Genomic DNA, 22077 nt, shown 5'->3' with positions numbered 1-22077 from the left:
GTTTCCGCGTTTCGTTCACATCCTGTGAAGTACGCGGAACAGGGATGATACCTGTTCGGCGCACCGGGCCGGGCCGGGCATGAAAAAACCCCGCGACGTGGGTCGCGGGGTTTGGGAAACTCCGGCTATCCGGTCGAGGTTGCCGGCCAGCGGCCGGCACTACCTCACTTCGCCAGGTTCAGTTCCTTCAGCAGCTGCGGCGCCGGCGCCACTTCCTGCATGATCCACTGCATGTAGCGGCTGTCGACGGCGATCATGCGGGTCATCACCGGGTCGAACACCCAGTTGGAGCTGACCGATTCCCAGTTGCCATCGAAGGCCAGGCCGACCAGCTTGCCGTTGGCGTCCAGCACCGGCGAACCCGAGTTGCCACCGGTGATGTCCAGGTTGGACAGGAAGTTCACCGGCACCGAACCAATGCGCTTGTCTTCCAGGCCGCCGTAACGCTTGGCCTTGACCGCATCGAGCAGCGCCTTCGGCGAATCGAACGGATCCTCACCGGTTTCCTTCGCCGCCACGCCTTCCAGGGTGGTGAACGGGGTGTACTTCACGCCGTCCTTGCCATAGCCCATGACGTTGCCGAAGGTGATGCGCAGCGACAGGTTGGCGTCCGGGTAGACGAACTCACCCTGGCTCTTCTTGTAGTCGGCCACGGCCTGCAGGTACAGCGGGCGCGCGGTCAGCGATTCGCCTTCGCGGATCTTCTTCTGCTCTTCCTGCTTCAGCAGCGCCGGCATGACGGCCACGGCGTACTGGATGGCCGGATCGTTGCTGGCCTCAAACGCGGCGCGGTCGGCCTTGAACCATTTCAGGCGTGCATCCAGGCTGCCCAGCTCGGTGCCCGACAGCTTGCCCACCAGCGATTTCACCGCAGCGGCATCGCTGCCGGCCAGCCACTTGTTCAGCACTTCGTTGTCGCGCTGTGCGGCCGGCAGGGCCACGTACTGGTCCAGCCAGTAGGCCTGCAGCTGCTGGTCCATCTTCGCCACGTAGCGGCGGTCCATCTGCTTCAGGCCACCTTCGATGGTGGTCAGGTCGCGTTCCTGGTAACCGGCTTCGCGTTCGGCATCCGGCTTGCTGCGCTCGATCGACAGGCGGTACAGGGTGATCGCCGCGCCAACGGCCGAGGTGTTGTTGAACTGACCGACGAACAGGTCGCGTTCGCGGGTCGACTTGCTGGTATCCAGATGCTTGAGCAGCTGCGCGTGTGCCGCCAGGGCCGGCTTGCCGGCAGCGCCCTGCTTCTTCAGCCACGCCAGCACGGCGGCTTCTTCAGCCTGCTTCTGGCCAGCGGCGTCGATGCGCTTGAAGCCTTCCAGCTGGCCCAGGTAGTTCTTGGCCACGTTGTTCATGCTGGCGGCGGTGGCGGCGTACTTCACCTTGACGTCGGCGTCGGCCTTGCCGGCGTCGGCGATCATCTTCAGCACGGCGTTGTAGTGCTTGGCGATGGTCGGGTAGGTGAAGCTGGCGGTTTCGTTGAATTCACCGGCCAGGGCATAGCGGTTGGTGCGGCCCGGGTAGCCCGCCACCATCACGAAGTCGTCGGCACCCAGCGGCTGGTCGGCGAACTTCAGGAAGTGCTTGGGCTGGTACGGCACGTTGTCGGCGGCGAAGGCGGCCGGCTTGCCGTCCTTGCCGACGTAGGCGCGGTAGAACGAGAAATCGCCGGTGTGGCGCGGCCACATCCAGTTGTCGACGTCGCCGCCAAACTTGCCGACGCTGCCCGGGGGCGCGTAGACCAGGCGCACGTCCTTGATTTCCATGTTGCGGAACAGGCGGTAGGTGTTGCCTCCGGAGAAGCTGTACAGGCGGCAGCGGAAGCCGGCATCGGCTTCACAGGCGGCGACCTGGGCCTTGTCGAAGGCGTCCAGCGCGCGGCTGCGGGCCAGCGGGTCGTTGCCGGCGGCAGCGATGGCGGCCTTGGCCTGGGTGGTGACGTCGGTGATCTGGTCGAGCACGAACACGCGGGCGTTCGGGCCAGCGCTCAGTTCGTCCTTCAGGGTCGGCGCGTTGAAGCCGTCCTTGATCAGGTTCTTCTGCGCGGTCGAATTCAGCTGGATGGCGCCATAAGCGCAGTGGTGGTTGGTGACCACCAGGCCCTGCGGCGAGACGAAGCTGGCGGTGCAGCCGCCGAGGGCGACGACCGCGCCCATCGGGTCGCCGGTCAGGTTGGACAGCTGTTCCGGGGACAGCTTCAGGCCGGCCTTCTGCAGCGGGCCGGCGATTTCCGGCAGCTGCTGCGGCACCCACATGCCTTCAGCGGCATGGGCGACCTGGGCCAGCCCGAGGCTGGCGACGATGGAGAATGCAAGCAGGTTCGAGCGCATGGAGCGGCCCCTGGTAGTGGAACCCTCGATTGTAGCCCGCCGCCCCGCCCCGGCCCGAACCCCGGAAGTCATGGGCCTGCTTCTCGCGCTGCCATGCGCACGTCGGCCGCGCACATGGAATGGTCCAGAGGGGGCGTGGTCACCCTGGCCGGGACCGTTGGCGCCATGGGCCGGGCGCATGCGACTGGCGGGTTGGGCAGGACGCCCAACCCCGGTCTTGCCGTGTGCGCAGGACAGCGCGCACGAGCAAGGCGCCATCGAGCACCATGGATGGGCTTTTGCGTGTCCCGGCCAGGGTGACCACGCCCCCTCCCCCGGAATCAAGGAGGCGCTGCTGTTTGCGGCACGTTCGAAACGCCCGCCGGCGCACGCCTTTCGTTCCGCCAATGCACCCGCAGCGCAACATGGGAAATCCGCGCGGCACCCTATAATCCGCGCTTTCCCCCTGATGAGTTCCACCCCGATGGCGCAGCAAACGATGAAGGCCCTGGTCAAGCGCGAAGCGGCCAAGGGCATCTGGCTGGAAGAAGTTCCGGTGCCGACCCCGGGCCCGAACGAGGTCCTGATCAAGCTGGAGAAGACCGCGATCTGCGGCACCGACCTGCACATCTACCTGTGGGACGAGTGGAGCCAGCGCACCATCAAGCCGGGCCTGACCATCGGCCACGAATTCGTCGGTCGCGTCGCCGCACTCGGCTCGGCCGTGACCGGCTATGAAATCGGCCAGCGCGTCTCGGCCGAAGGCCACATCGTCTGCGGCCACTGCCGCAACTGCCGTGGCGGCCGCCCGCACCTGTGCCCGAACACCGTCGGCATCGGCGTCAACGTCAACGGCGCCTTCGCCGAATACATGGTGATGCCGGCCAGCAACCTGTGGCCGATCCCGGACCAGATCCCGTCGGAGCTGGCTGCGTTCTTCGACCCGTACGGCAATGCCGCGCACTGTGCGCTGGAGTTCAACGTGATCGGCGAGGACGTGCTGATCACCGGTGCCGGCCCGATCGGCATCATCGCCGCCGGCATCTGCAAGCACATCGGTGCGCGCAACGTGGTGGTGACCGACGTCAATGATTTCCGCCTGAAGCTGGCCGCCGACATGGGCGCCACCCGCGTGGTCAACGTGGCCAACCAGTCGCTGAAGGACGTGATGAAGGAACTGCACATGGAGGGCTTCGACGTGGGCCTGGAAATGAGCGGCAACCCGCGTGCGTTCAACGACATGCTCGACTGCATGTACCACGGCGGCAAGATCGCCATGCTCGGCATCATGCCCAAGGGCGCCGGCTGCGACTGGGACAAGATCATCTTCAAGGGCCTGACCGTGCAGGGCATCTACGGCCGCAAGATGTACGAGACCTGGTACAAGATGACCCAGCTGGTGCTGTCCGGCTTCCCGCTCGGCAAGGTGATGACCCACCAGCTGCCGATCGACGACTTCCAGAAGGGCTTCGACCTGATGGAAGAAGGCAAGGCCGGCAAGGTTGTTTTGAGCTGGAATTGACCCTTCGCCGTGCGCGATGGGTGGGTGCCGAGCTTGCTCGGCACACCTTGAAATTGAAAAAGGCGCCCGATGGGCGCCTTTTTCTTTGGTGTTGCCGGCCAGCGGCCGGCACTACCCGTAACGCCTGCGGCGTTACTTGCCGACGGCGACGCTCAGCATCACCCGGCTGTGGGCCAGCTTGCCGGAATTGTCACGGCCGTTGCCGTCGGTGCCGTAGTAGCCCAGGCCGACGTTGAACAGGCCGAACTGGCGCGCGACGCCGACGTTCCAGTCGGTGTAGTCCTTGGCGATGCCGTCCTCGAAGGTGCTGCGACCGACGTTGGCATTCAGGGTGAAGTCCTTCGGCAGGCCCCAGCTGCCGCCCAGGCCGAAGTACCAGCCATCGGTGCTGCTGTTCCAGACATCGTTGGTGTAGGCCACCGTCAGCTTGTAGGTGTCATCCAGCGTGGTGGTGGTGATCAGCTCGTTGTAGTTCTGGTGGCTGGACTTCAGGTAGGTGTAGCGGTTCAGCAGCACGTCGAAGTTGACGCGCTCGGTGACGTCCACGCCGTAGCCGATCAGGTAGTCGACCTCGGTCTTCGGGTCACCCGCACCAAAATCCACGCCCGAGCCCCACACGCCTGCGTACAGGCCAACCGGGCTGGTGTAGGTGAAACCGGCCTGCAGGGTCGGATCCTCGTCGGTCTGCGACACACCACGGAACAGGTAATCGGAAACAGCGGTGACGTTCCAGCTGTACGGCGATTCGTTTTCCTGGGCGCTGGCGGCGAACGGGGCGGCCAGGGTCAGGGCAGCGGCAATGGCGAGGCAGGCACGGGCGTGCTTCATGGGCGTCTCCGAGGGTGGCGGGGGCGGGAAGGGGGAGCGGGCAACCGGCGCCAGACAGGCGCGGTTCACGAATTTTTAACCCGTTTGCTATTGCGATGCAACATGTGCCACCCGTGGCGGTGCCCTGCCCGGCCCGGTCGAAGGCCGTCGTAGCCCGGTAGAATCAACGGTTTCCCCGTTCAGAGCCGTGCCCACGCCATGACCGACGCCTCCTCCGCCCTGACCCGCCACTACGCCGAGGAACTGGACGCCATCCGCGCCCAGGGCCTGTTCAAGTCCGAGCGGATCATCACCAGCCCGCAGTCGGCCGAGATCACCCTCGAGGATGGCCGCAAGGTGCTGAACTTCTGTGCCAACAACTACCTGGGCCTGGCCGACCATCCGGACCTGATCCAGGCCGCCAAGGATGCGCTGGATACCCACGGCTTCGGCATGGCCTCGGTGCGCTTCATCTGCGGTACCCAGGACCTGCACAAGCAGCTGGAGAAGCAGATCGCCGACTTCTTCGGCAAGCAGGACACCATTCTGTACGCCGCCTGTTTCGACGCCAACGGCGGCCTGTTCGAACCGCTGCTCGGTGAGAACGACGCGATCATTTCCGATGCACTGAACCACGCCTCGATCATCGACGGCGTGCGCCTGTGCAAGGCCAAGCGCTTCCGCTACGCCAACTGCGACATGGCCGACCTGGAAGCCCAGCTGCAGGCCGCCGATGCCGCCGGCTGCAAGACCAAGCTGATCACCACCGACGGCGTGTTCTCGATGGACGGCTTCATTGCCCCGCTGGACGAGATCACCGCGCTGGCGAAGAAGTACAACGCGCTGGTGCACATCGATGAGTGCCACGCCACCGGCTTCCTCGGCGCCACCGGCCGTGGCTCGGCCGAAGTGAAGGGCGTGCTGGAGAAGATCGACATCATCACCGGCACCCTGGGCAAGGCCATGGGCGGCGCACTGGGCGGCTTCACCTGCGCCAGCGCCGAGGTGATCGAGCTGCTGCGCCAGCGTTCGAGGCCGTACCTGTTCTCCAACTCGCTGCCGCCGCATGTGGTGGCCGCCGGCATCAAGGCGTTCGAGATGCTGGCCGCCGCTGACGACCTGCGCGACACCCTGGTGGAGAACACCCGCTACTTCCGCGAAAAGATGGTCGCCGCCGGTTTCGACGTGAAGCCGGGCGTACACCCGATCAGCCCGGTGATGCTGTACGACGCGCCGCTGGCGCAGAAGTTCGCCGAGCGCCTGCTGGAGGAAGGCATTTACGCGATCGGCTTCTTCTTCCCGGTAGTGCCCAAGGGCCAGGCGCGCATCCGCACCCAGATCAGCGCTGCGCACAGCCGCGAGCACCTGGACCGCGCGATCGATGCGTTCACCCGCATTGGCGTCGAGGTGGGCGTGATCAAGGGTTGATCCCAGCGGTCAAAGCGTGCCGACCAAGGTCGGCACCTACCAGAGCTTGAGGGCGTGCCGACCGAGGTCGGCACCTTCCCGGCATCACTTCTTTTTCTTCTTGCCCTTCGGCTCGTCCTTGCTGGCCACCACCACCGGCTTGGCGGCAGCGTCCTGGCCGTTGCCCTTGGCAACGCGGATGCCGTTGGCCTTCATCCAGGCATCAAACTCGTCGGCGGTCATCTTCTTGTCGCCGTTGCTCATCAGGAAGCGGTAGCTGCCGCGGCCATCCAGCTCCGGGGTCTTCACTTCCACCACCGGGGTTTCGGCCGGCGTTTCTGCCTTGGCCACCTTCTTGTGGCCACCACAGGCGGTCAGCAGCACCATCGGCAGCAGCAGACCTGCGCAGCGCAGGGTTTGGTTGAGGGTCGGGTGGTACATGGGCAGGCTCCGTTCGGGAAGTTCAGCAACCAGGCGCCCCCTACGCCTGGAACGGTGGCCGGCAACCGCCGGCCGCGGGCGATGATCAGCCCGGTGCAGCGGCCCCCAGCCGCTGCTGGTCATTGACCTCCAGCATCCGCCACTGACCCTTGCCGAGATCGCCGAGCTGCAGCCCGCCGATCGCAACCCGGACCAGGCGCAGCACCTGCAGGTCGAAGGCCGCCAGCAGGCGGCGGATGTGGCGGTTGCGGCCCTCGTCGAGGACCACCTCCAGCCACGCGGTCTTGTCGCCGCTGCGCAGCACGCGCACGGCCTGGGCCACGAGGAACTCGCCCTCGTCCTCCACGCCGGCCTGCAGGGCCGCCAGCGTGGCGTCATCGGGCAGGCGGTCGACCTGCACGTGGTACGTCTTCTGCGGACCCGTTTCCGGATCGGTCAGGCGCGCCGCCCACTGCGGATCGTTGCTGAACAGCAACAGCCCTTCACTGGCCTTGTCCAGGCGCCCGACCGGCGCGATCCACGGCAGCCCTGCACCATCGAAACAGCGGTAGACGGTGTCGCGGCCACGCTCGTCCTGCACGGTGGTCACCACCCCGCGTGGCTTGTTGAGCATCAGGTACAGGCGCTGCGGCGCGCCCATCGGCTGGCCATCGACCTCGATCGGCGGCGCCGGCTGGCCAATCGGGAACTCGGGATCCCGCACGATGCGGCCGGAGACGCGTACGCGGCCCTCGGCAATCCAGCGCGCGGCCTCGCTGCGCGAGCAGACGCCGGCCTTGGACAGCACGCGCGCCAGGCCATGACGGACACCGGCGGCTGTGGCAGCGGGAGTCGCACGCCCACGCGATGCGTGGGAGCGGGCGGCGGGGGCGGCAGGTGGGCGGCGCGTGCGCAAGCCTCTGCTCCCCGCGGTGCTTACTTCTTGTCGACCGGCTTGGTCTCGGCCGGTGCTTCGGCCGGGGCCGGAGTGGCGGCCGGAGCCGGACGCGCCTTGACCACACGCACGCCACGCGCCTTCATCCAGGCGTCGAACTCTTCGGCGGTCATGCGCTTGCCGTTCTGGCTCATGTCGAAGCGCCAGGGCGTGTTGTCGAATTCGGTCTGCGGCTTGTAGGCCGCCGGATCGTTCGGCTTCACCGCCGGTGCGCTCGGAATGGCCTTGGCGATGTTCTGGCAGCCATCGATGCGCAGGCGCTGCAGCACCTGGTCCAGCGACTGCGACGGATCGTAGTTGCTGCTCAGCACGCCGGCCGGCATGCCCAGCTGGTTGCCACGGATGTAGAGCTCGTCGGCCACCGGCGCGATGGTCGTGGCCGGCAACGGCAGCGGCGAGGCGCTGGTGTTGACCGAGCAATCGACCGCAGCGTGGGCGGCGGGAACCAGGGCCAGCGCCAGAACGGCGGCCGATGCAGAGCGCAGCATGAAGGGCATCCAGGAAAGGAAGTGACGCGGCGAGTTTAGCAATGCCGCGACAGCTTTCAAGCGCCACTTTCAATGAATACGGCAACCCATTGGTTTTACGGACAAAAACCCGACGAACGGTTACCCCCGGACCGGCAGGCACCGGATTCCGGGCCGCAGAAACAACAAGACCCGGCCGAAGCCGGGTCCTGCTGTGTCCTACTGGCAGAGCGTCAGAACTTAGTTCTGGACGTTCAGCTCGGTACGACGGTTCTTGGCGCGACCTTCCGGGTTGTCCGAACCATCCGGGTTGGTGTTCGGAGCAATCGGACGGCTCTCGCCGTAGCCGATCGGGCCGACCAGGCGACCGGCGTCAACGCCGTTCTTGGTCAGGTAGTTGTACACGGCGGTAGCACGACGCTCCGACAGCTTCTGGTTGTAAGCGTCGGTACCCTTCGAGTCGGTGTGACCGGCGACTTCAACGCGCAGATCCGGGTAACGCTTCAGGATCTCGGTGGCTTCGCTCAGGATCGCCACGGCGTCCGGACGCAGGTTCGACTTGTCGAAGTCGAAGTTGACGCCCTTCAGGTCGATGGAGACCGGCACCGGGCAACCGTCCGGACCGATGGTCTGACCCGGCTGCGAGTTCGGGCACTTGTCGTCGCAGTTGTTGACGCCGTCACCGTCGTCATCCAGGTCGGCGCAGCTCGGGGCAACCGGAGCCGGAGCCGGAGCAGCCGCGACCGGAGCCGGGCCCAGCGGGATCACGACGCCGACCGAAGCCAGCACGTCGCCGAACCAGCTTTCATCGTTGCCGGCACGCTTCGGGTTCACGCTCTGGTCGTCGAAATCAGCGCGGTAGGCGACTTCGGCACGGACAGCGACGCGCTTCTCGAAGGTGGTCTGCAGACCGACGCCGACCTTGGCGGCAAAGTTGCCGTCCTTGCGGTCAGCCAGGCCACCGCTGATCGGGTTGTACTCTTCTTCCGACTTCTGGTAGCCCAGGCCGGCCAGCAGGTACGGGTTCCAGCCGCGGCCTTCCTTGATGAAGTGGCGACGCAGGTCCAGCGAGACGCCGTACTGCGACCAGTTCATGTCCTTGTTGGCGTCGAAGTTCGGGTTCTGGTAGTTCAGCTCACCGTCCAGCGACCAGTTCGGGCTGATGAACTTGCCCAGGCCCAGGGTGACGAACGGGGCGTCATTGGTCAGGCGGTCGCTGTCCTGGAAGTTGAAGCCGGCCGAACCGGTCAGGTACCAGCGGTCATCGAACTCCTGCGCGGACGCAGCCTGGGCGAAAGCCAGACCACCCAGCAGCGCGGCAGTAAGGATCTTCTTGTTCATTGAGTACAGCTCCTATTTCGGGGGTATGAAACCGGTAGAGGCATGGGCCAGCACTAGTGCGTCGATGTTCGACAGCCGATTCAGCACGCCACCGCCGCGAACATTATGCTCAGGCGGGTGAAGGTCATGTTAACAGTCCCGTAACATGTGAAGTATCGCGCCCGACCCTCCACCGGTCCGACGTTGAAACCCTATACAGGATGATGAAAATCCGCAAGACCCTCACGCTGCAAGGGTTTGACGGGGTTTAAGTGCGGAATACGACATATTGCGCAACAGCTTGCTCCACCCGATTCAGCGTATCTGCTGAAACGTGAGGAACTCTATGATGGAGCCACGAACCCAGCCGGAGCCGAGATGAAAGCCGTCGCCCTGAGTCGTGAATCCGCCCCCGCCCTCTGCGATATCCACCTCCCCCCGCCGCTGCCTCCGGGTGGCCGCGACCTGCTGATCCGGGTCGAGGCCGTCTCGGTGAACCCGGTCGACGGCAAGCAGCGGGCGGCCACCGATCCGGCCACGCTCGAAGCACCCCGCGTACTCGGCTGGGACGCCGCCGGGGTGGTCGAAGCGATCGGCGAGGACGCCAGCCTGTTCGCGTCCGGCGACGAGGTCTACTACGCCGGTGATGTCACCCGGCCGGGCTGCAATGCGCAGTTCCATCTTGTGGACGAACGGCTGGTAGCGCGCAAGCCGACCACGCTCGACTTCGCCGAAGCGGCCGCACTGCCACTGACCACGCTCACCGCATGGGAACTGCTGTTCCAGCGCATGCCATTGCAGCTGGATGATCGCCGCCATGCCGGCCAGCACCTGCTGGTGATCGGCGGAGCAGGCGGTGTTGGATCGATGGCGATCCAGCTGGGCCGGCACGCCGGATTCGAGGTGATCGCCACCGCCTCGCGTGAGTCGTCGATCGACTGGTGCCGGCAGATGGGTGCCCAGCATGTAATCGACCACCGGCAGCCGCTGCTGCCCCAGCTGCAGGCATTGGGCATCGACGCAGTACAGGTCGCGCTCAACCTGGCCGACACCGACCATTACTGGGATGCGTTGGGTCAGCTGCTGGCGCCACAGGGCCATGTCGGCCTCATCGTCGAACCGCGCGGCGCGCTGCGCATCGGTGATCCCTACAAGGCCAAGTGCATCGGCATCCACTGGGAGTTCATGTTCGCGCGTTCGCGCTTCGCCACGGCGGACCGCATCGAACAGCACCGCATCCTCAGCCGCGCGGCCAGCATGATCGACGCTGGCCAGCTGCGCGGCACCCTCAGCGAGACGCTGGGCGCGATCAATGCGGCGAATCTGGACATCGCGCATCAGCGCTTGGCCAGCGGGCGCACGGTGGGCAAGCTGGCGCTGGCCGGCTGGGGCGACTGAGCCAGGCTGGAACGCCGGTGCGGTGCCGAGCCATGTTCGGCTGGCGGTGCCAGGCAAAGCAGCCGAGCATGGCCCAGCTCCACAGAACGGCCCATACGCAGGATCGACGACTCCTGTAGCGGTGGATCGGCCGGCATCTGTATCTATGGGAGTGACTGAATTGGGATTACGGTGGAAACAGATCCCTCCCCTCTCCCCGAGCGCCGCCATGCCCACCGCCCTGCCCCTGCGTCTGCTGCAACTGATCATCGGCCTGTTCCTGTACGGCTTCGGCGCCTCGCTGATGATCCGTGCAGCGATCGGCGTGGCCCCCTGGGACGTGTTGTCGCAGGGCATCGCCGCACAGACGCCGCTATCGTTCGGCCTGGCCACCAATGTGATCGGTGCGCTGGTGCTGCTGCTGTGGTGGCCATTGCGACAGAAGCCGGGCGTCGGCACCGTGCTCAACGTGATGTTGATCGGCCCGTCCGCACAGTTCGGGCTGTGGTTGCTTCCCCCGGCGGTCGGCCTTGGCTGGCAGCTGGCGATGTTCTGCGCCGGCATGCTGCTGGTCGCCCTGGCCACCGGCCTGTACATCGGCGCCAAGCTCGGGCCCGGCCCGCGCGACGGCCTGATGACCGGCCTGCATGCCCGCACCGGCTGGCCGATCTGGAAGGTGCGCAGCCTGATCGAGGGCAGCGTGCTGCTGCTGGGCTGGTGGCTCGGCGGCAATGTCGGTGTCGGCACCCTCGCCTTCGCCCTGCTGATCGGCCCCCTGTGCGGAGTAACGCTGGGCTGGTTCGGGATTGGGCGTCCCCCGGTAGTGCCGGCCGCTGGCCGGCAACCGCAATCACCCTGAGCTGATCGGGATGCCGGCCAGCGGCCGGCACTACCGCCCCCGGAGTTCGGGGGCAGCGCCGCAGGCGCGGGGGGTGGAGGCAGGTAAGTGGGGCCCGCGGTTCGCGCAGCGAAATGCGGGAGCGACAGCACGCATGTGCCGAGCGTACCCGGCCAGCGGCCGGCACTACCGCCCGCGCCCCTTGCCCCAGCCGCCGTTTCCCGGCACGCTTCGCGCTTCCGTACGCAAGCGTATCGATCATGTCGCCAGCCAACGAAAGCGCCTATCCCCACCTGTTCGCCCCGCTGGACCTGGGCTTCACCCAGCTGCGCAACCGCGTGCTGATGGGTTCGATGCACACCGGCCTGGAAGATCGCGCCCGCGACTTCCCGCGCCTGGCCGCCTACTTCGCCGAACGCGCCGAAGGTGGCGTCGGCCTGATCGTCACCGGTGGCTTCGCGCCGAACGTGGTCGGCTGGCTGAAGCCCTTTGGCGGAAAGCTGTCTTGGCCCTGGGAAGTGCGCCCGCACCGGCAGCTCACCGCGGCCGCGCACCAGCACGGCGCGAAGATCTGCCTGCAGCTGCTGCATGCCGGCCGCTATGCCTACCATCCCCTTTCGGTGGCACCGTCGAAGCTGAAGGCGCCGATCAACCCGTTCACCCCCCGTGCGCTGTCGGCCAGCGGCGTCGAGCGGCATATCGCCGACTACGCACGCAGCGCAAAGCTGGCCCGCGAAGCCGGCTACGATGGCGTCGAAGTGATGGGCTCGGAGGGCTACCTCATCAACGAGTTCATCGCCCCGCGCACCAACAAGCGCTCCGACCGCTGGGGTGGCGACGCCAACCAACGCATGCGTTTTGCAGTGGAGATCGTGCGCCGCATCCGCGAGGCCTGCGGCCCGGACTTCATCATCATCTACCGCCTGTCGCTGGTGGATCTGGTTGACGACGGCAGCAACTGGGAAGAGATCGTGCAGCAGGCCCAGGCCATCGAGGCGGCTGGCGCGACGATCATCAATTCCGGCATCGGCTGGCACGAAGCGCGCATCCCGACCATTGCCACCTCGGTGCCGCGCGCCGCCTTCGCCGGTGTCACCGCCAAGCTCAAGCCGCATGTAACGGTGCCGCTGGTGGCGACCAACCGCATCAACATGCCCGACGTCGCCGAGCACATCCTCGCCAGCGGCGGCGCCGACATGGTGTCGCTGGCGCGCCCGCTGCTGGCCGACCCGCAATGGCCCAACAAGGCCCGCGCCGGCCGCGCCGAGGCGATCAACACCTGCATCGCCTGCAACCAGGCCTGCCTGGACCACGTGTTCGAGAACAAGCTGGCCAGCTGCCTGGTCAATCCGCGTGCCGCACACGAGACCGAGCTGGTCTACCGCCCGGCTGCCACGCCGAAAAAGGTGGCGGTGGTCGGCGCCGGTCCGGCCGGCCTGGCTTGCGCCACGGTGGCCGCCGAGCGCGGCCACCAGGTCACCCTGTTCGATGCCAACGACGAGATCGGTGGCCAGTTCAACGTGGCCAAGCGCATCCCCGGCAAGGAAGAGTTCCACGAGACCCTGCGCTATTTCCGCCACAAGCTGGCTGAAACCGGCGTGCAGCTACGCCTGGGCACGCGAGCAGACGCGGCCAGCCTGGCCGGCTTCGACGAGGTGGTGCTGGCCACCGGCATCACGCCGCGCAAGGTCGACTTCCCCGGCGCCAACCACGCCAAGGTGGTCAGCTACCTGGACGTGCTGCTGGGCCGGGTCGAAGTGGGCGCCAGTGCGGCGATCATCGGCGCCGGCGGCATCGGCTTCGATGTCGGCGAGTTCCTCAGCCACGCTGGTGAGTCCCCCTCGCTGGACCCACAGCGCTGGATGGCCGAATGGGGCGTGGACAGCACGTTCGAGGCCCGCGGCTCGCTGGCCAGGCCGCAGCCCGAGGCATCGCCGCGGCGGCTGTGGCTGCTGCAGCGCAGCCCGGGCAAGCCCGGCGCGCGGCTGGGCAAGACCACCGGCTGGATCCACCGCGCCACGCTGAAGGCCAAGGGCGTGCGCATGCTCGGCGGCGTCGAGTACCTGGGCGTGGACGACGAAGGCCTGCGCATCCGCGTGGAAGGCAGCGAACAGCTGCTGCCGGTCGATCATGTGGTGATCTGCGCCGGGCAGGAACCGAACCGCGCATTGCAGGCCGAGCTGCAGGCCGCCGGCATCAACGCGCAGCTGATCGGCGGTGCCGATGTAGCGGCCGAACTGGACGCCAAGCGGGCCATCGACCAGGGCAGCCGGGTGGCCGCCGCGCTCTGATGAGCGCATGAATGGGGGACGGAATGTGATTTCCGTCACCCCTCCGGAACCTGAATGTCAAGCCGGCCGGTTCACGATGCGTTCGGCTACGCCCCCCTACCTTGCGCCATCTTTCCGCTCACCAGCCAGTTTCCGGTGAGCCGGCGCAGCCCCCACGATCGGTACTGGTCGTTTCTTTTGGGGCTGCCCACGGGGCGGCCCCGATGGCCGCCTCCCCATGACGCCAAGTCGTACCCCGCATCCTGTCGCCCCCGCGACTGGAAGCGGAGAGTGCGGCCCATACGGAGCAAGGAGTTATATGAAACTGGCCTGGATTCTCTGGCTGTCGCAGTTGTTGCCGCAGCCGGCCGCTGATTCACTGTGTCTGAGCACCACCGTTTATCTGGAAGCCCGCGACCAGACCCTGCGCGGCCAGCAAGCCGTTGCCGAGGTCGCCCTGCGCCGCCTCGACAGTGGCCTGTGGGGCGACTCGATGTGCCAGGTGGTCACCGCGCGCAAGCAGTTCGCGCCGACCATCGTCTCCCCCGGCACCCAGCTGGGCAATGACGCGGCCTGGAGCGAGGCAATGAACGTGGCCTTCGACGCCGAGCGCAACTGGGCGCTGCCGGCCGGCGAGCGCCGCGAGATCGTGCCCGGTGCCAGCCACTTCGCCGCGTTGTCCATCGCCAGCCCGAACTGGCGCAACGCCTACCAGGTGGCCACCATCGGCGATCACACCTTCTATAAGGTGCAGAACCTCAAGCCGCGGCAGTCGTAACGATCCGTGCTGGCGGCAGCGTTGCCGCCCGCTGGCAGGCTCTGGGATAGTGGGCGTTTCCCGCCCGCATCACCTGGAGTTCCCATGAAGCTGTACAGCAAGCCCGGTGCCTGTTCCACCGCCGACCACATCGCCCTGCAGTGGACCGGCCAGCCGTTCGAGGTCGAACTGCTGAACAAGGACACCCTCAAGGGTCCGGAATTCCTCAAGATCAATCCGGCCGGCGCCGTTCCCGCGCTGGTCGATGGCGACTTCGTGCTGCTGCAGAACGCCGCGATCATGGGCTATATCGCCGACACCTACCCGCAGGCCGGCCTCGGCGGCGATGGCAGCGCGCGCCAGCGTGCCGAAGCTACCCGCTGGCTGGCCTTCGTCAATTCCGACGTGCATCCGGCCTTCTCGCCGCTGTTCGCACCGGGCAAGTTCATCGCCGACGAAAGCCAGTTCGATGCGATCCGCGCCGCCGCACACAAGCGCCTGCGTGGCCTGTTCGAGACCGCTGACAGGCAGCTGGCCGACAAGCCCTGGCTGGCCGGCTTCCGCAGTTTCGCCGACCCGTACTTCTACATCACCCTGCGTTGGGCCGCCGGCACCAAGGTCGACCTGTCGGGCCTGGACAACCTGGCCGCCTACAAGGCACGCATGGACGCCGATGCCGGCGTGCAGGCCGCACTGAAGGCCGAAGGCCTGGCCTGAGCCTGACCCGGGGTCGGATCCGTCTGCACAGCAGGCGGCTCTGACCCCACCGGCGCCATCACCACACTCAGCCGATCTGGCGGATCACTTCACCGTTGGCATCGCGCAGGTAGGTCGGCACCACTTCGATGCGCAGCGCTCCCGCCACCGGGTAGATGCCACGTTCGGCACGCACGCCCGCCAGGGCCTGCAGCCCCGTCTCGTCCAGCGCCCAGCGCGCGCTGTCGGCCGATACCTCGCCGGTTTCACCGCGCGCTGCCGGAATGAACTCCCACTGCCGCTCGCGGCTGGCCAGTTCCAGCGATTTGCCGTGGCGCAGGCGCAATGGCAGCAGCTCGCACACACTGGCCACCTGCCCGGCGCCGAGCACCAGGGTGGTGACCCCCGCCTCCTGCCGCCAATCCAGTGTCTCGATGAACAACATGCCGGTGCTGGAGCCCTCGCGCTCGCTGCCGGCCCGCACCTGTGCGGCGAGTGTCGGATCCTCCAACAGGTTGCCGCGATGCAGGTCGCTGATCCACAGCGGCATCGCCGGTTGCAGCGCCTGCAGCACGCCGCGCGTCGACCAACGCTTGACCGCTTCCATCTCCTCATCGGTCAGCCCGACCAGCTGCAGGAACTGCAGGTGGCCATTGGCGGTGTCGCGCGCAGGCAACTGCGGATCGGCGATGAAGGCCAGGTGGCACAGGCGCGTGCCGGTCTCCAGCGCGATCGGGCCGTTGGCGTTCAGATGGTGACCATCCTCGAACACGTTGCCGCTGCCAAACACGTAGCGCGCCAGGTTCTGCAGCAGGTTCATCGGCCACACCGGCGGGTTGCTGCCGGCGTGCTCACCGGCTTCAGCAGCCAGGCGGAAGGTCAGCTCGAAACCATAGCCGCTGGCGGCGGCATCGCTGCTCTCCTTGGTGTACAGCTCGGAGAAGCCGTAGGTGATGTAGTGCCAATGCGGTACCGGTGCATCCACCCAGTAAACGCTGATGCCATCCAGTGGATCCTGGCCACCCAGCGTGTACGGCAACGCCGTACCGTAGTGACGGGGTTCCTGGCCGGCATACAGCGGCGCCAGCGCCGCATTGATCGCGTCCCAGCCTGGGGTGTCGGTGTCGTCGTGGTCGTCCTGCACGCGGGACTCCTTGTGGGGAAGTGAACCGATCACTTTACGCGGTGGCTCATGCCTGCACGACCTCGCCGCCACCATTGACCACGGCGGCCTGGGTTTCCTGCCACCAGCGCTGCGCCAGCGCCGGGCTGCGCGCCTTGCCCACCGCCGCCAGCAGTTCCGGGCACAGGCGTTCCAGTGCAAGTGCATCGGTGCAGCGTTCAATCTTCAACTGCATGAAGTAGCCCTTCAGGCCCAGGTGGCGCCGCACCGCCTCGCTCATCGCGTCGTACAGCTGCTGGTACAACGCCGGATCCTGTTCGCGGCCGGTGCTGATGCCACGTACCGGTGCCAGCTCGGCATTGCCACCGATCACTTCGATCAGGCCCTGCGCTTCCAGCTGCTCCAGTGCATCGGCCGGCGCGCGCAGGCCTTCGAACAGGCCACGCAGTTCGGTGTCATCGCGATGGCCGTCGACCATCAGCAGGATCGAACGCAGTGCCGCCGGCAGGCGCCGGCCACGGTCTTCGATTTCCTGACGGCCAGCAGCCGTCTTGGCGTGCAGCAATGCCATTGCCTCCCCCTCCCTCGATGCGCAATGCCGGCGCGCCCTGACGGGCACGCCCCCTGTGTGCCATCCCCGGACGGCACGCGCCTTCCCCGGCGCGCGCCGCGTATTGCAGGTCGATGACAGGCCGAGCTTAGCGCAAGTGCCGCGGGTAGTGCCGGCCGCTGGCCGGCAACCTCGGGATTGAGGGGGGGGGCCGGCCAGTAGCCGGCACTACCGGATCAACGGCCCAGCGCGCGGCGGATCTCCTCCAGCGCGCTGGGGTCGTCCAGCGTCGACAGGTCACCCGGGTCGCGCTGTTCGGCCAGCGCCTGCAGCGAGCGCCGCAGCAGCTTGCCGGAGCGGGTCTTGGGCAGTGCATTGACCACGTGTACGTGCGCCGGGCGTGCGACCGCGCCGAGCGAGGTGGTCACCGTCGCCATCATCTCGGCCACCACCGGCGCCGGATCCTCGCCATCCAGGCCCTGCTTGAGGGTGACGAACACCAGCGGCACCTGCCCCTTCAGTTCATCCTTGACCCCGATCACGGCGGCCTCGGCCACCCGCGGATGGCTGGAAATGGCCTCCTCGATCTCGCGCGTGCCCAGACGGTGCCCGGCTACATTGATGACATCATCGGTGCGACCGAGGATGAAGGTGTAGCCATCGTCGTCGCGGATCGCCCAGTCCAGCGAGCTGTACAGCAGTTCCTTGAAGTGGCTGAAGTAGCTCTGCAGGAAGCGGCTGTCATCATTCCACACGGTGCTCATGCAACCCGGCGGCAGCGGTGGCGACACCACCAGCACGCCCTTCTGCCCCGGTGCGACTTCCTCGCCAGTGTTCTCGTCGATCACCTTCATCCGATAGCCGAGATTGGGGAACCCGGGCGAGCCGAAACGCACCGGCTTCATCTCCAGGCCCGGCAGCAGGGTCAGTGCCGGCCAGCCGGTTTCGGTCTGCCAGTAGTTGTCGATGATCGGCTTGCCGAGCGCTTCGCTGATCCAGTGCGCGGTCGGCTCGTCGAGCGGCTCGCCGGCCAGGAACAGGTACTTCAGCGCACGCAGGTCGTGGCGATGGATGAAGTCCGCGTCGTGCTTCTTCAGCACGCGGATGGCGGTGGGCGAGGAGAACATCGTGCGCACGTTGTACTGCTCGCACAGCGCCCACCAGATGCCGGGATCCGGATTGGTCGGCAGGCCTTCGTACAGCAGCGAGGTGCAGCCACCGATCAGCGGGCCGTACACATTGTAGGAGTGGCCCACCGCCCAGCCGACATCGGAGGTGGAGAACATCACCTGGCCCGGCTTGCAGTCGAACACGGTCTCCATCGACTGCGCCATCGCCACTGCATAGCCGCCCACATCGCGCTGCACGCCCTTCGGCTTGCCGGTGGTGCCGGAGGTGTACAGCAGGTAGCTCGGTTCGCTCGCTTCCAGCCACTGCACCGGCACATCCACTTCCCCGATCTGTGCATGCAGCGTGGCGTAGTCCACATCACGGCCCGGCACGCGGGGTTCGGCGGCATCCAGCCCGCGCGACACGATCAGCACATGCGGTGGCGGCGACGCCGCTTCGGCGCAGGCGGCGTCGACCATCGGCTTGTACGGAATCAGCTTGCCACCGCGCATACCGGCGTCGGCCGCGATCAGCAGCTTGGGCTTGGCATCGTCGATGCGCAGCGCCAGGTTGTGCGCGGCGAAGCCACCGAACACCACCGAGTGCACCGCACCGATGCGCGCGCAGGCCAGCATCGCAAACACCGCCTCGGCCATGTTCGGCATGTAGATCACCACGCGGTCACCGTGGCCGACACCGAGGTGCTTGAGTACCGCGGCGAAGTCGTTCACTTCGCGGTACAGCTGGCGATAGGTGATCTCGCGTGTGCTGTTGGTTTCGGTGGAGATGGCGACCAGCGCGAGCTGGTCGGCGCGCTCGGCCAGGTGGCGGTCGACGGCGTTGTAGCAGAGATTGGTTTCGCCGCCGACGAACCAGCGCCGGAACGGCGGGTTGCTGTAGTCGAGCACCTGCTGCGGCGGTTTATGCCAATGGATGCGCTTGGCTTCCTCGCCCCAGAAGGCCTCCGGCTCGTCGATCGAGCGACGGTAGGTTTCCTCGTAGTTCATGACGCAGCCCTCCCAGACAAAGTCATGGGTTCGAGGATAGTCCGGTGCTGCCGCGCGGGCCGCCCTACCTTGGTAGGGGGTGGGTTTGTTCTGCAGGGCTTGCAGCCCTGCACCTGCAGAAGCCGAAGCCAAAGCCAAAGCAACAGCAGAAGCTGGCTTACTGGGGGATGGCGGGGTGGATCCGGTGGCGGGAGACGCCGTAAACCCGTCCATGGGGGCTTGGCCACGGCATCCATGCCGCGGACACTCCCGCCACCGGACCCACCCCGCCTTCGACAGTTTCCTGCCATCTGTCGGAACGGCGGATTGCGCTGGTAGGTGTCGACCTTGGTCGACACGGTAGATCCACGCAATGCGTGGATGACTCATTCGATATCTGAAAGAAAAATCGTGTCGACCAAGGTCGACATCTACCAACAGCCGTGCGGAACAACGGCCGCAGTTACCAACAGCCGCGGGAATCTGTCAGAGGCGGGGCGGTGTGGGTGGGCAGGACCGTTGGCGCCATGGATGGCGCCATCGAGCCCCCATGGATGGGTTTACGGCGTGTCCTGCCCACCCATACCTCCCCGCCAACCCACGGACAGCCCGCTTTTGACGTTGATGTTGACGTTGATTCTGCAGGTGCAGGGCTGCAAGCCCTGCCAACCCCCTAGAACGGAGCCGCGGACTCGAACGCGAGCGCCTCGCCCGTCAGCGGATGCGTGAACCGCAGGCTGCACGCATGCAGATGCACGCGGTGCGCCGGTGCCGCGTCATACAGCACGTCGCCAACAATCGGATGGCCAATAGTGGCCATGTGCAACCGCAGCTGATGGCTGCGGCCAGTGATCGGTTCCAACGCCACGCGCGTGCGCCGGGCTTCTACATCACGCGCCAGTACGCGCCAGCGGGTCAACGCCGGCTTGCCGCGTTCGTGATCGACCATCTGCTTCGGCCGGTTCGGCCAGTCAACGATCAACGGCAGGTCCACTTCACCGGAATCACCCTCGAGCAGCCCCTGCACCACCGCTTCATACCGCTTGCCAACCTGGCGCTGCTCGAACTGCATCGACAACGTCGCCTGCATGTCCTTGCCACGCGCATGCAGCAGCAGGCCGGAGGTCACCTGGTCCAGCCGGTGCACGGTCAACGCATCCGGATACAGCGCCTGCAGGCGCGCGACCACGCAGTCCTGGTTCTCGGCGCTGCGGCCGGGTACGGACAACAGGCCAGCCGGCTTCTCGGCCACCAGCAGTGCGTCATCGATGTAGTGCAGGTGGATCATGCGGTTCCAGGAGCTCCAAATGAAAACGGGGAAGCCGAAGCCTCCCCGTTTTCTGCGTACCAACCAACGGTCGGTACCTACCTTGATGGAAGACGTACCGGCCGGAGCCGGTACCGCCTGCATCAGCCCAGCAGGTGGGCGACGCCGGCGCGCTCTTCTTCCAGCTCGGCCAGGGTCTTGTCGATGTACTTCTGGCTGAAGTCGTCGATCGGCAGATCCTTGACCAGGGTGTACTTGCCGTTCTCGGTGGTCACCGCGAAGCCGAAGATCACGCCTTCCGGAATGCCGTAGGAACCGTCGGACGGCACGCCCATGGTGACCCACTTGCCGTTGCTGCCCAGCACCCAGTCACGCACGTGGTCGATCGCTGCATTGGCGGCCGAAGCAGCCGAGGACGAGCCACGGGCTTCGATGATCGCCGCGCCGCGCTTGCCGACGGTCGGGATGAAGGTGTTGGCGTTCCACTCCTGGTCGTTGATCGCATCGGCGATCGACGCACCATCGGCGGTGGCGAAACGGTAGTCCGGGTACATGGTCGGGCTGTGGTTGCCCCACACCACCAGCTTCTCCATGCCACCGACCGGCTTGCCGAGCTTGGTCGACAGCTGGCTCAGCGCGCGGTTGTGGTCCAGGCGCAGCATGGCGGTGAAGTTTTCCGGCTTCAGGTCCGGGGCCGACTTCATCGCGATGTAGGCGTTGGTGTTGGCCGGGTTGCCGACCACCAGCACCTTCACGTCACGGCTGGCGACCTTGTTCAGCGCTGCACCCTGGGCGGTGAAGATCTTGGCGTTCTCCAGCAGCAGGTCCTTGCGCTCCATGCCCGGGCCGCGCGGACGTGCGCCGACCAGCAGGGCGATGTCGGCGTCCTTGAACGCGACTTCGGCGTCATCGGTGCCGACCATGCCGGCCAGCAGCGGGAAGGCACAGTCTTCCAGCTCCATCATCACGCCCTTCAGGGCGGCCTGGGCCTTGTCCACCGGCAGTTCCAGCAGCTGCAGGATGACCGGCTGGTCCTTGCCCAGCATTTCGCCGGAGGCGATGCGGAACAGCAGGGCATAACCGATCTGGCCGGCGGCGCCGGTCACGGCAACACGAACGGGTGCTTTCATGGGGGTTTCCTCTTGCTTGCAAGCGTTTGATGGGACGCCGCGGGCAGAGCCACGGAGGCCAGGCGGGCGGCGGGGAACAGGGAAACGGCCACCCATGGGTGGCCGTTTCGAAGGGGGATCAGGCGGCGAGGTGCTTGTTCCACTCCGCGACGCGGTCGGCCTGGGCGGCCAGCACGGCGTCGACGTCGCCTTCCAGGGTGATCGAATGGATCACGTCGCCCTGCTTGACCGAATCAACGATGGCCTGGCCTTCCAGGACCTTGCCGAAGACGGTGTGGCGGCCGTCCAGCCAGTCGGTCTTGATGTGGGTGATGAAGAACTGGCTGCCGTTGGTGTTCGGGCCGGCGTTGGCCATCGACAGCGAGCCGACCTCGTGCTTCACGCCGTTCTTCTCGTCTTCGAACTTGTAGCCCGGGCCGCCGGTGCCACGACCCTGCGGGCAGCCGCCCTGGATCATGAAGTCGGCGATCACGCGGTGGAAGATCAGGCCGTCATAGAAGCCGTGCTTGACCAGGTTCACGAAGTTGGCCACGGTCAGCGGCGCCTTGTCGGCGAACAGCTCGACCTTGATCGGGCCCTGGGTGGTGTCGAAAGTGGCGATGAGGGACATGAAGATCCTTGATGCAGAGGGGAACGCGTCTAGCCACCTAGTTTACACCTGCCTCGTGGCGGCGGCGGCTTCGACCATCGGTGAAGAACCCGGCTTCAGCCCATGGACGGGAAGCCGCGTCTCCGGGCGCTGGCGGCCCCGGCCGACGCGGCGGACAGC

19 protein-coding genes are annotated in these 22077 nt (G+C 66.5%); 7 read left to right on the top strand and 12 right to left on the bottom strand.

All coding sequences use genetic code 11. The features are described from left to right. Positions 1 to 164 precede the first annotated feature (164 nt). Positions 165 to 2327 (bottom strand): S46 family peptidase, encoded by a 2163-nt coding sequence (locus AC5P68_RS12880; protein ID WP_005412359.1) that lies wholly within the window; start codon positions 2325 to 2327, stop codon positions 165 to 167. Between the two features lie 478 nt (positions 2328 to 2805). On the opposite strand from AC5P68_RS12880, the gene tdh reads away from it, so the two are divergent. Further along, the gene (tdh, locus tag AC5P68_RS12875) at positions 2806 to 3828 is read left to right on the top strand and encodes an L-threonine 3-dehydrogenase (protein WP_010483949.1); all 1023 of its coding nucleotides are present in this window, start codon (positions 2806 to 2808) and stop codon (positions 3826 to 3828) included. Between the two features lie 132 nt (positions 3829 to 3960). On the opposite strand, the gene AC5P68_RS12870 is transcribed toward tdh, so the two are convergent. Further along, complete coding sequence (locus AC5P68_RS12870) at positions 3961 to 4656, bottom strand: TorF family putative porin (RefSeq protein ID WP_005412357.1); 696 nt, start codon at positions 4654 to 4656, stop codon at positions 3961 to 3963. Positions 4657 to 4854: 198 nt separating this feature from the next. Here AC5P68_RS12870 and kbl point away from each other — a divergent pair, with 198 nt between their 5' ends. Continuing rightward, positions 4855 to 6063, top strand: coding sequence for a glycine C-acetyltransferase (gene kbl, locus AC5P68_RS12865; protein WP_231522204.1), 1209 nt, complete (start codon positions 4855 to 4857; stop codon positions 6061 to 6063). Between the two features lie 84 nt (positions 6064 to 6147). On the opposite strand, the gene AC5P68_RS12860 is transcribed toward kbl, so the two are convergent. The 4 genes from AC5P68_RS12860 to AC5P68_RS12845 all read right to left on the bottom strand — a co-directional run bounded on the left by AC5P68_RS12860 (position 6148) and on the right by AC5P68_RS12845 (position 9225). Continuing rightward, a complete protein-coding gene (locus AC5P68_RS12860; RefSeq protein WP_005412356.1) occupies positions 6148 to 6483 on the bottom strand; it encodes a hypothetical protein in 336 nt (111 codons plus the stop codon). An 85-nt stretch (positions 6484 to 6568) separates the two neighbouring features. Continuing rightward, positions 6569 to 7378 (bottom strand): pseudouridine synthase, encoded by an 810-nt coding sequence (locus tag AC5P68_RS12855; protein ID WP_033835451.1) that lies wholly within the window; start codon positions 7376 to 7378, stop codon positions 6569 to 6571. A 20-nt stretch (positions 7379 to 7398) separates the two neighbouring features. After that, a complete protein-coding gene (locus tag AC5P68_RS12850; protein WP_005408235.1) occupies positions 7399 to 7905 on the bottom strand; it encodes a hypothetical protein in 507 nt (168 codons plus the stop codon). A gap of 219 nt (positions 7906 to 8124) precedes the next feature. After that, complete coding sequence (locus AC5P68_RS12845; RefSeq protein WP_005408234.1) at positions 8125 to 9225, bottom strand: OmpA family protein; 1101 nt, start codon at positions 9223 to 9225, stop codon at positions 8125 to 8127. Between the two features lie 357 nt (positions 9226 to 9582). Here AC5P68_RS12845 and AC5P68_RS12840 point away from each other — a divergent pair, with 357 nt between their 5' ends. The 5 genes from AC5P68_RS12840 to AC5P68_RS12820 all read left to right on the top strand — a co-directional run bounded on the left by AC5P68_RS12840 (position 9583) and on the right by AC5P68_RS12820 (position 15163). Further along, positions 9583 to 10602, top strand: coding sequence for a zinc-binding alcohol dehydrogenase family protein (locus AC5P68_RS12840; protein WP_038645543.1), 1020 nt, complete (start codon positions 9583 to 9585; stop codon positions 10600 to 10602). Positions 10603 to 10810: 208 nt separating this feature from the next. Then, complete coding sequence (yczE, locus tag AC5P68_RS12835; RefSeq protein WP_005408232.1) at positions 10811 to 11440, top strand: membrane protein YczE; 630 nt, start codon at positions 10811 to 10813, stop codon at positions 11438 to 11440. Positions 11441 to 11679: 239 nt separating this feature from the next. Continuing rightward, positions 11680 to 13710, top strand: a complete 2031-nt coding sequence (locus AC5P68_RS12830) for an NADPH-dependent 2,4-dienoyl-CoA reductase (RefSeq protein WP_033835449.1) — start codon at positions 11680 to 11682, stop codon at positions 13708 to 13710. 298 nt (positions 13711 to 14008) lie between these two features. Next, positions 14009 to 14467 carry a cell wall hydrolase gene (locus tag AC5P68_RS12825; RefSeq protein WP_004154513.1) on the top strand — a complete coding sequence of 153 codons (459 nt, stop codon included), beginning with the start codon at positions 14009 to 14011 and terminating at the stop codon, positions 14465 to 14467. Positions 14468 to 14551: 84 nt separating this feature from the next. Further along, positions 14552 to 15163 carry a glutathione S-transferase N-terminal domain-containing protein gene (locus AC5P68_RS12820; protein ID WP_005408230.1) on the top strand — a complete coding sequence of 204 codons (612 nt, stop codon included), beginning with the start codon at positions 14552 to 14554 and terminating at the stop codon, positions 15161 to 15163. Positions 15164 to 15230: 67 nt separating this feature from the next. Here AC5P68_RS12820 and AC5P68_RS12815 read toward each other — a convergent pair whose 3' ends face one another. The 6 genes from AC5P68_RS12815 to AC5P68_RS12790 form a co-directional block, all read right to left on the bottom strand. After that, a complete protein-coding gene (locus AC5P68_RS12815; RefSeq protein WP_005408229.1) occupies positions 15231 to 16286 on the bottom strand; it encodes a suppressor of fused domain protein in 1056 nt (351 codons plus the stop codon). A 46-nt stretch (positions 16287 to 16332) separates the two neighbouring features. Next, positions 16333 to 16836, bottom strand: a complete 504-nt coding sequence (locus AC5P68_RS12810; RefSeq protein ID WP_033835447.1) for a hypothetical protein — start codon at positions 16834 to 16836, stop codon at positions 16333 to 16335. Positions 16837 to 17051: 215 nt separating this feature from the next. Further along, positions 17052 to 18932: a propionate--CoA ligase gene (gene prpE / locus AC5P68_RS12805; protein ID WP_005408227.1), complete on the bottom strand. Its 1881-nt coding sequence runs from the start codon at positions 18930 to 18932 to the stop codon at positions 17052 to 17054. Positions 18933 to 19584: 652 nt separating this feature from the next. After that, a complete protein-coding gene (locus tag AC5P68_RS12800; protein WP_231522201.1) occupies positions 19585 to 20199 on the bottom strand; it encodes an RluA family pseudouridine synthase in 615 nt (204 codons plus the stop codon). Between the two features lie 122 nt (positions 20200 to 20321). Next, positions 20322 to 21308, bottom strand: coding sequence for a malate dehydrogenase (locus tag AC5P68_RS12795; RefSeq protein ID WP_004153634.1), 987 nt, complete (start codon positions 21306 to 21308; stop codon positions 20322 to 20324). A 118-nt stretch (positions 21309 to 21426) separates the two neighbouring features. Further along, complete coding sequence (locus AC5P68_RS12790; RefSeq protein ID WP_005408225.1) at positions 21427 to 21918, bottom strand: peptidylprolyl isomerase; 492 nt, start codon at positions 21916 to 21918, stop codon at positions 21427 to 21429. Between the last annotated feature and the right edge of the window lie 159 nt (positions 21919 to 22077).

The organism is Stenotrophomonas sp. YJH_SMC_58 (assembly GCF_059369635.1).
This window is presented reverse-complemented; position numbering and strand designations above follow the sequence as displayed.

Excerpts from the sequence above, each read along its gene's own strand:
- AC5P68_RS12880 (WP_005412359.1), bottom strand. The coding sequence starts at position 2,327 with ATGCGCTCGAACCTGCTTGCATTCTCCATCGTCGCCAGCCTCGGGCTG.
- tdh (WP_010483949.1), top strand. The coding sequence starts at position 2,806 with ATGAAGGCCCTGGTCAAGCGCGAAGCGGCCAAGGGCATCTGGCTGGAA.
- AC5P68_RS12870 (WP_005412357.1), bottom strand. The coding sequence starts at position 4,656 with ATGAAGCACGCCCGTGCCTGCCTCGCCATTGCCGCTGCCCTGACCCTG.
- kbl (WP_231522204.1), top strand. The coding sequence starts at position 4,855 with ATGACCGACGCCTCCTCCGCCCTGACCCGCCACTACGCCGAGGAACTG.
- AC5P68_RS12860 (WP_005412356.1), bottom strand. The coding sequence starts at position 6,483 with ATGTACCACCCGACCCTCAACCAAACCCTGCGCTGCGCAGGTCTGCTG.
- AC5P68_RS12850 (WP_005408235.1), bottom strand. The coding sequence starts at position 7,905 with ATGCTGCGCTCTGCATCGGCCGCCGTTCTGGCGCTGGCCCTGGTTCCC.
- AC5P68_RS12845 (WP_005408234.1), bottom strand. The coding sequence starts at position 9,225 with ATGAACAAGAAGATCCTTACTGCCGCGCTGCTGGGTGGTCTGGCTTTC.
- AC5P68_RS12840 (WP_038645543.1), top strand. The coding sequence starts at position 9,583 with ATGAAAGCCGTCGCCCTGAGTCGTGAATCCGCCCCCGCCCTCTGCGAT.
- yczE (WP_005408232.1), top strand. The coding sequence starts at position 10,811 with ATGCCCACCGCCCTGCCCCTGCGTCTGCTGCAACTGATCATCGGCCTG.
- AC5P68_RS12830 (WP_033835449.1), top strand. The coding sequence starts at position 11,680 with ATGTCGCCAGCCAACGAAAGCGCCTATCCCCACCTGTTCGCCCCGCTG.
- AC5P68_RS12825 (WP_004154513.1), top strand. The coding sequence starts at position 14,009 with ATGAAACTGGCCTGGATTCTCTGGCTGTCGCAGTTGTTGCCGCAGCCG.
- AC5P68_RS12820 (WP_005408230.1), top strand. The coding sequence starts at position 14,552 with ATGAAGCTGTACAGCAAGCCCGGTGCCTGTTCCACCGCCGACCACATC.
- AC5P68_RS12810 (WP_033835447.1), bottom strand. The coding sequence starts at position 16,836 with ATGGCATTGCTGCACGCCAAGACGGCTGCTGGCCGTCAGGAAATCGAA.
- prpE (WP_005408227.1), bottom strand. The coding sequence starts at position 18,932 with ATGAACTACGAGGAAACCTACCGTCGCTCGATCGACGAGCCGGAGGCC.
- AC5P68_RS12800 (WP_231522201.1), bottom strand. The coding sequence starts at position 20,199 with ATGATCCACCTGCACTACATCGATGACGCACTGCTGGTGGCCGAGAAG.
- AC5P68_RS12795 (WP_004153634.1), bottom strand. The coding sequence starts at position 21,308 with ATGAAAGCACCCGTTCGTGTTGCCGTGACCGGCGCCGCCGGCCAGATC.
- AC5P68_RS12790 (WP_005408225.1), bottom strand. The coding sequence starts at position 21,918 with ATGTCCCTCATCGCCACTTTCGACACCACCCAGGGCCCGATCAAGGTC.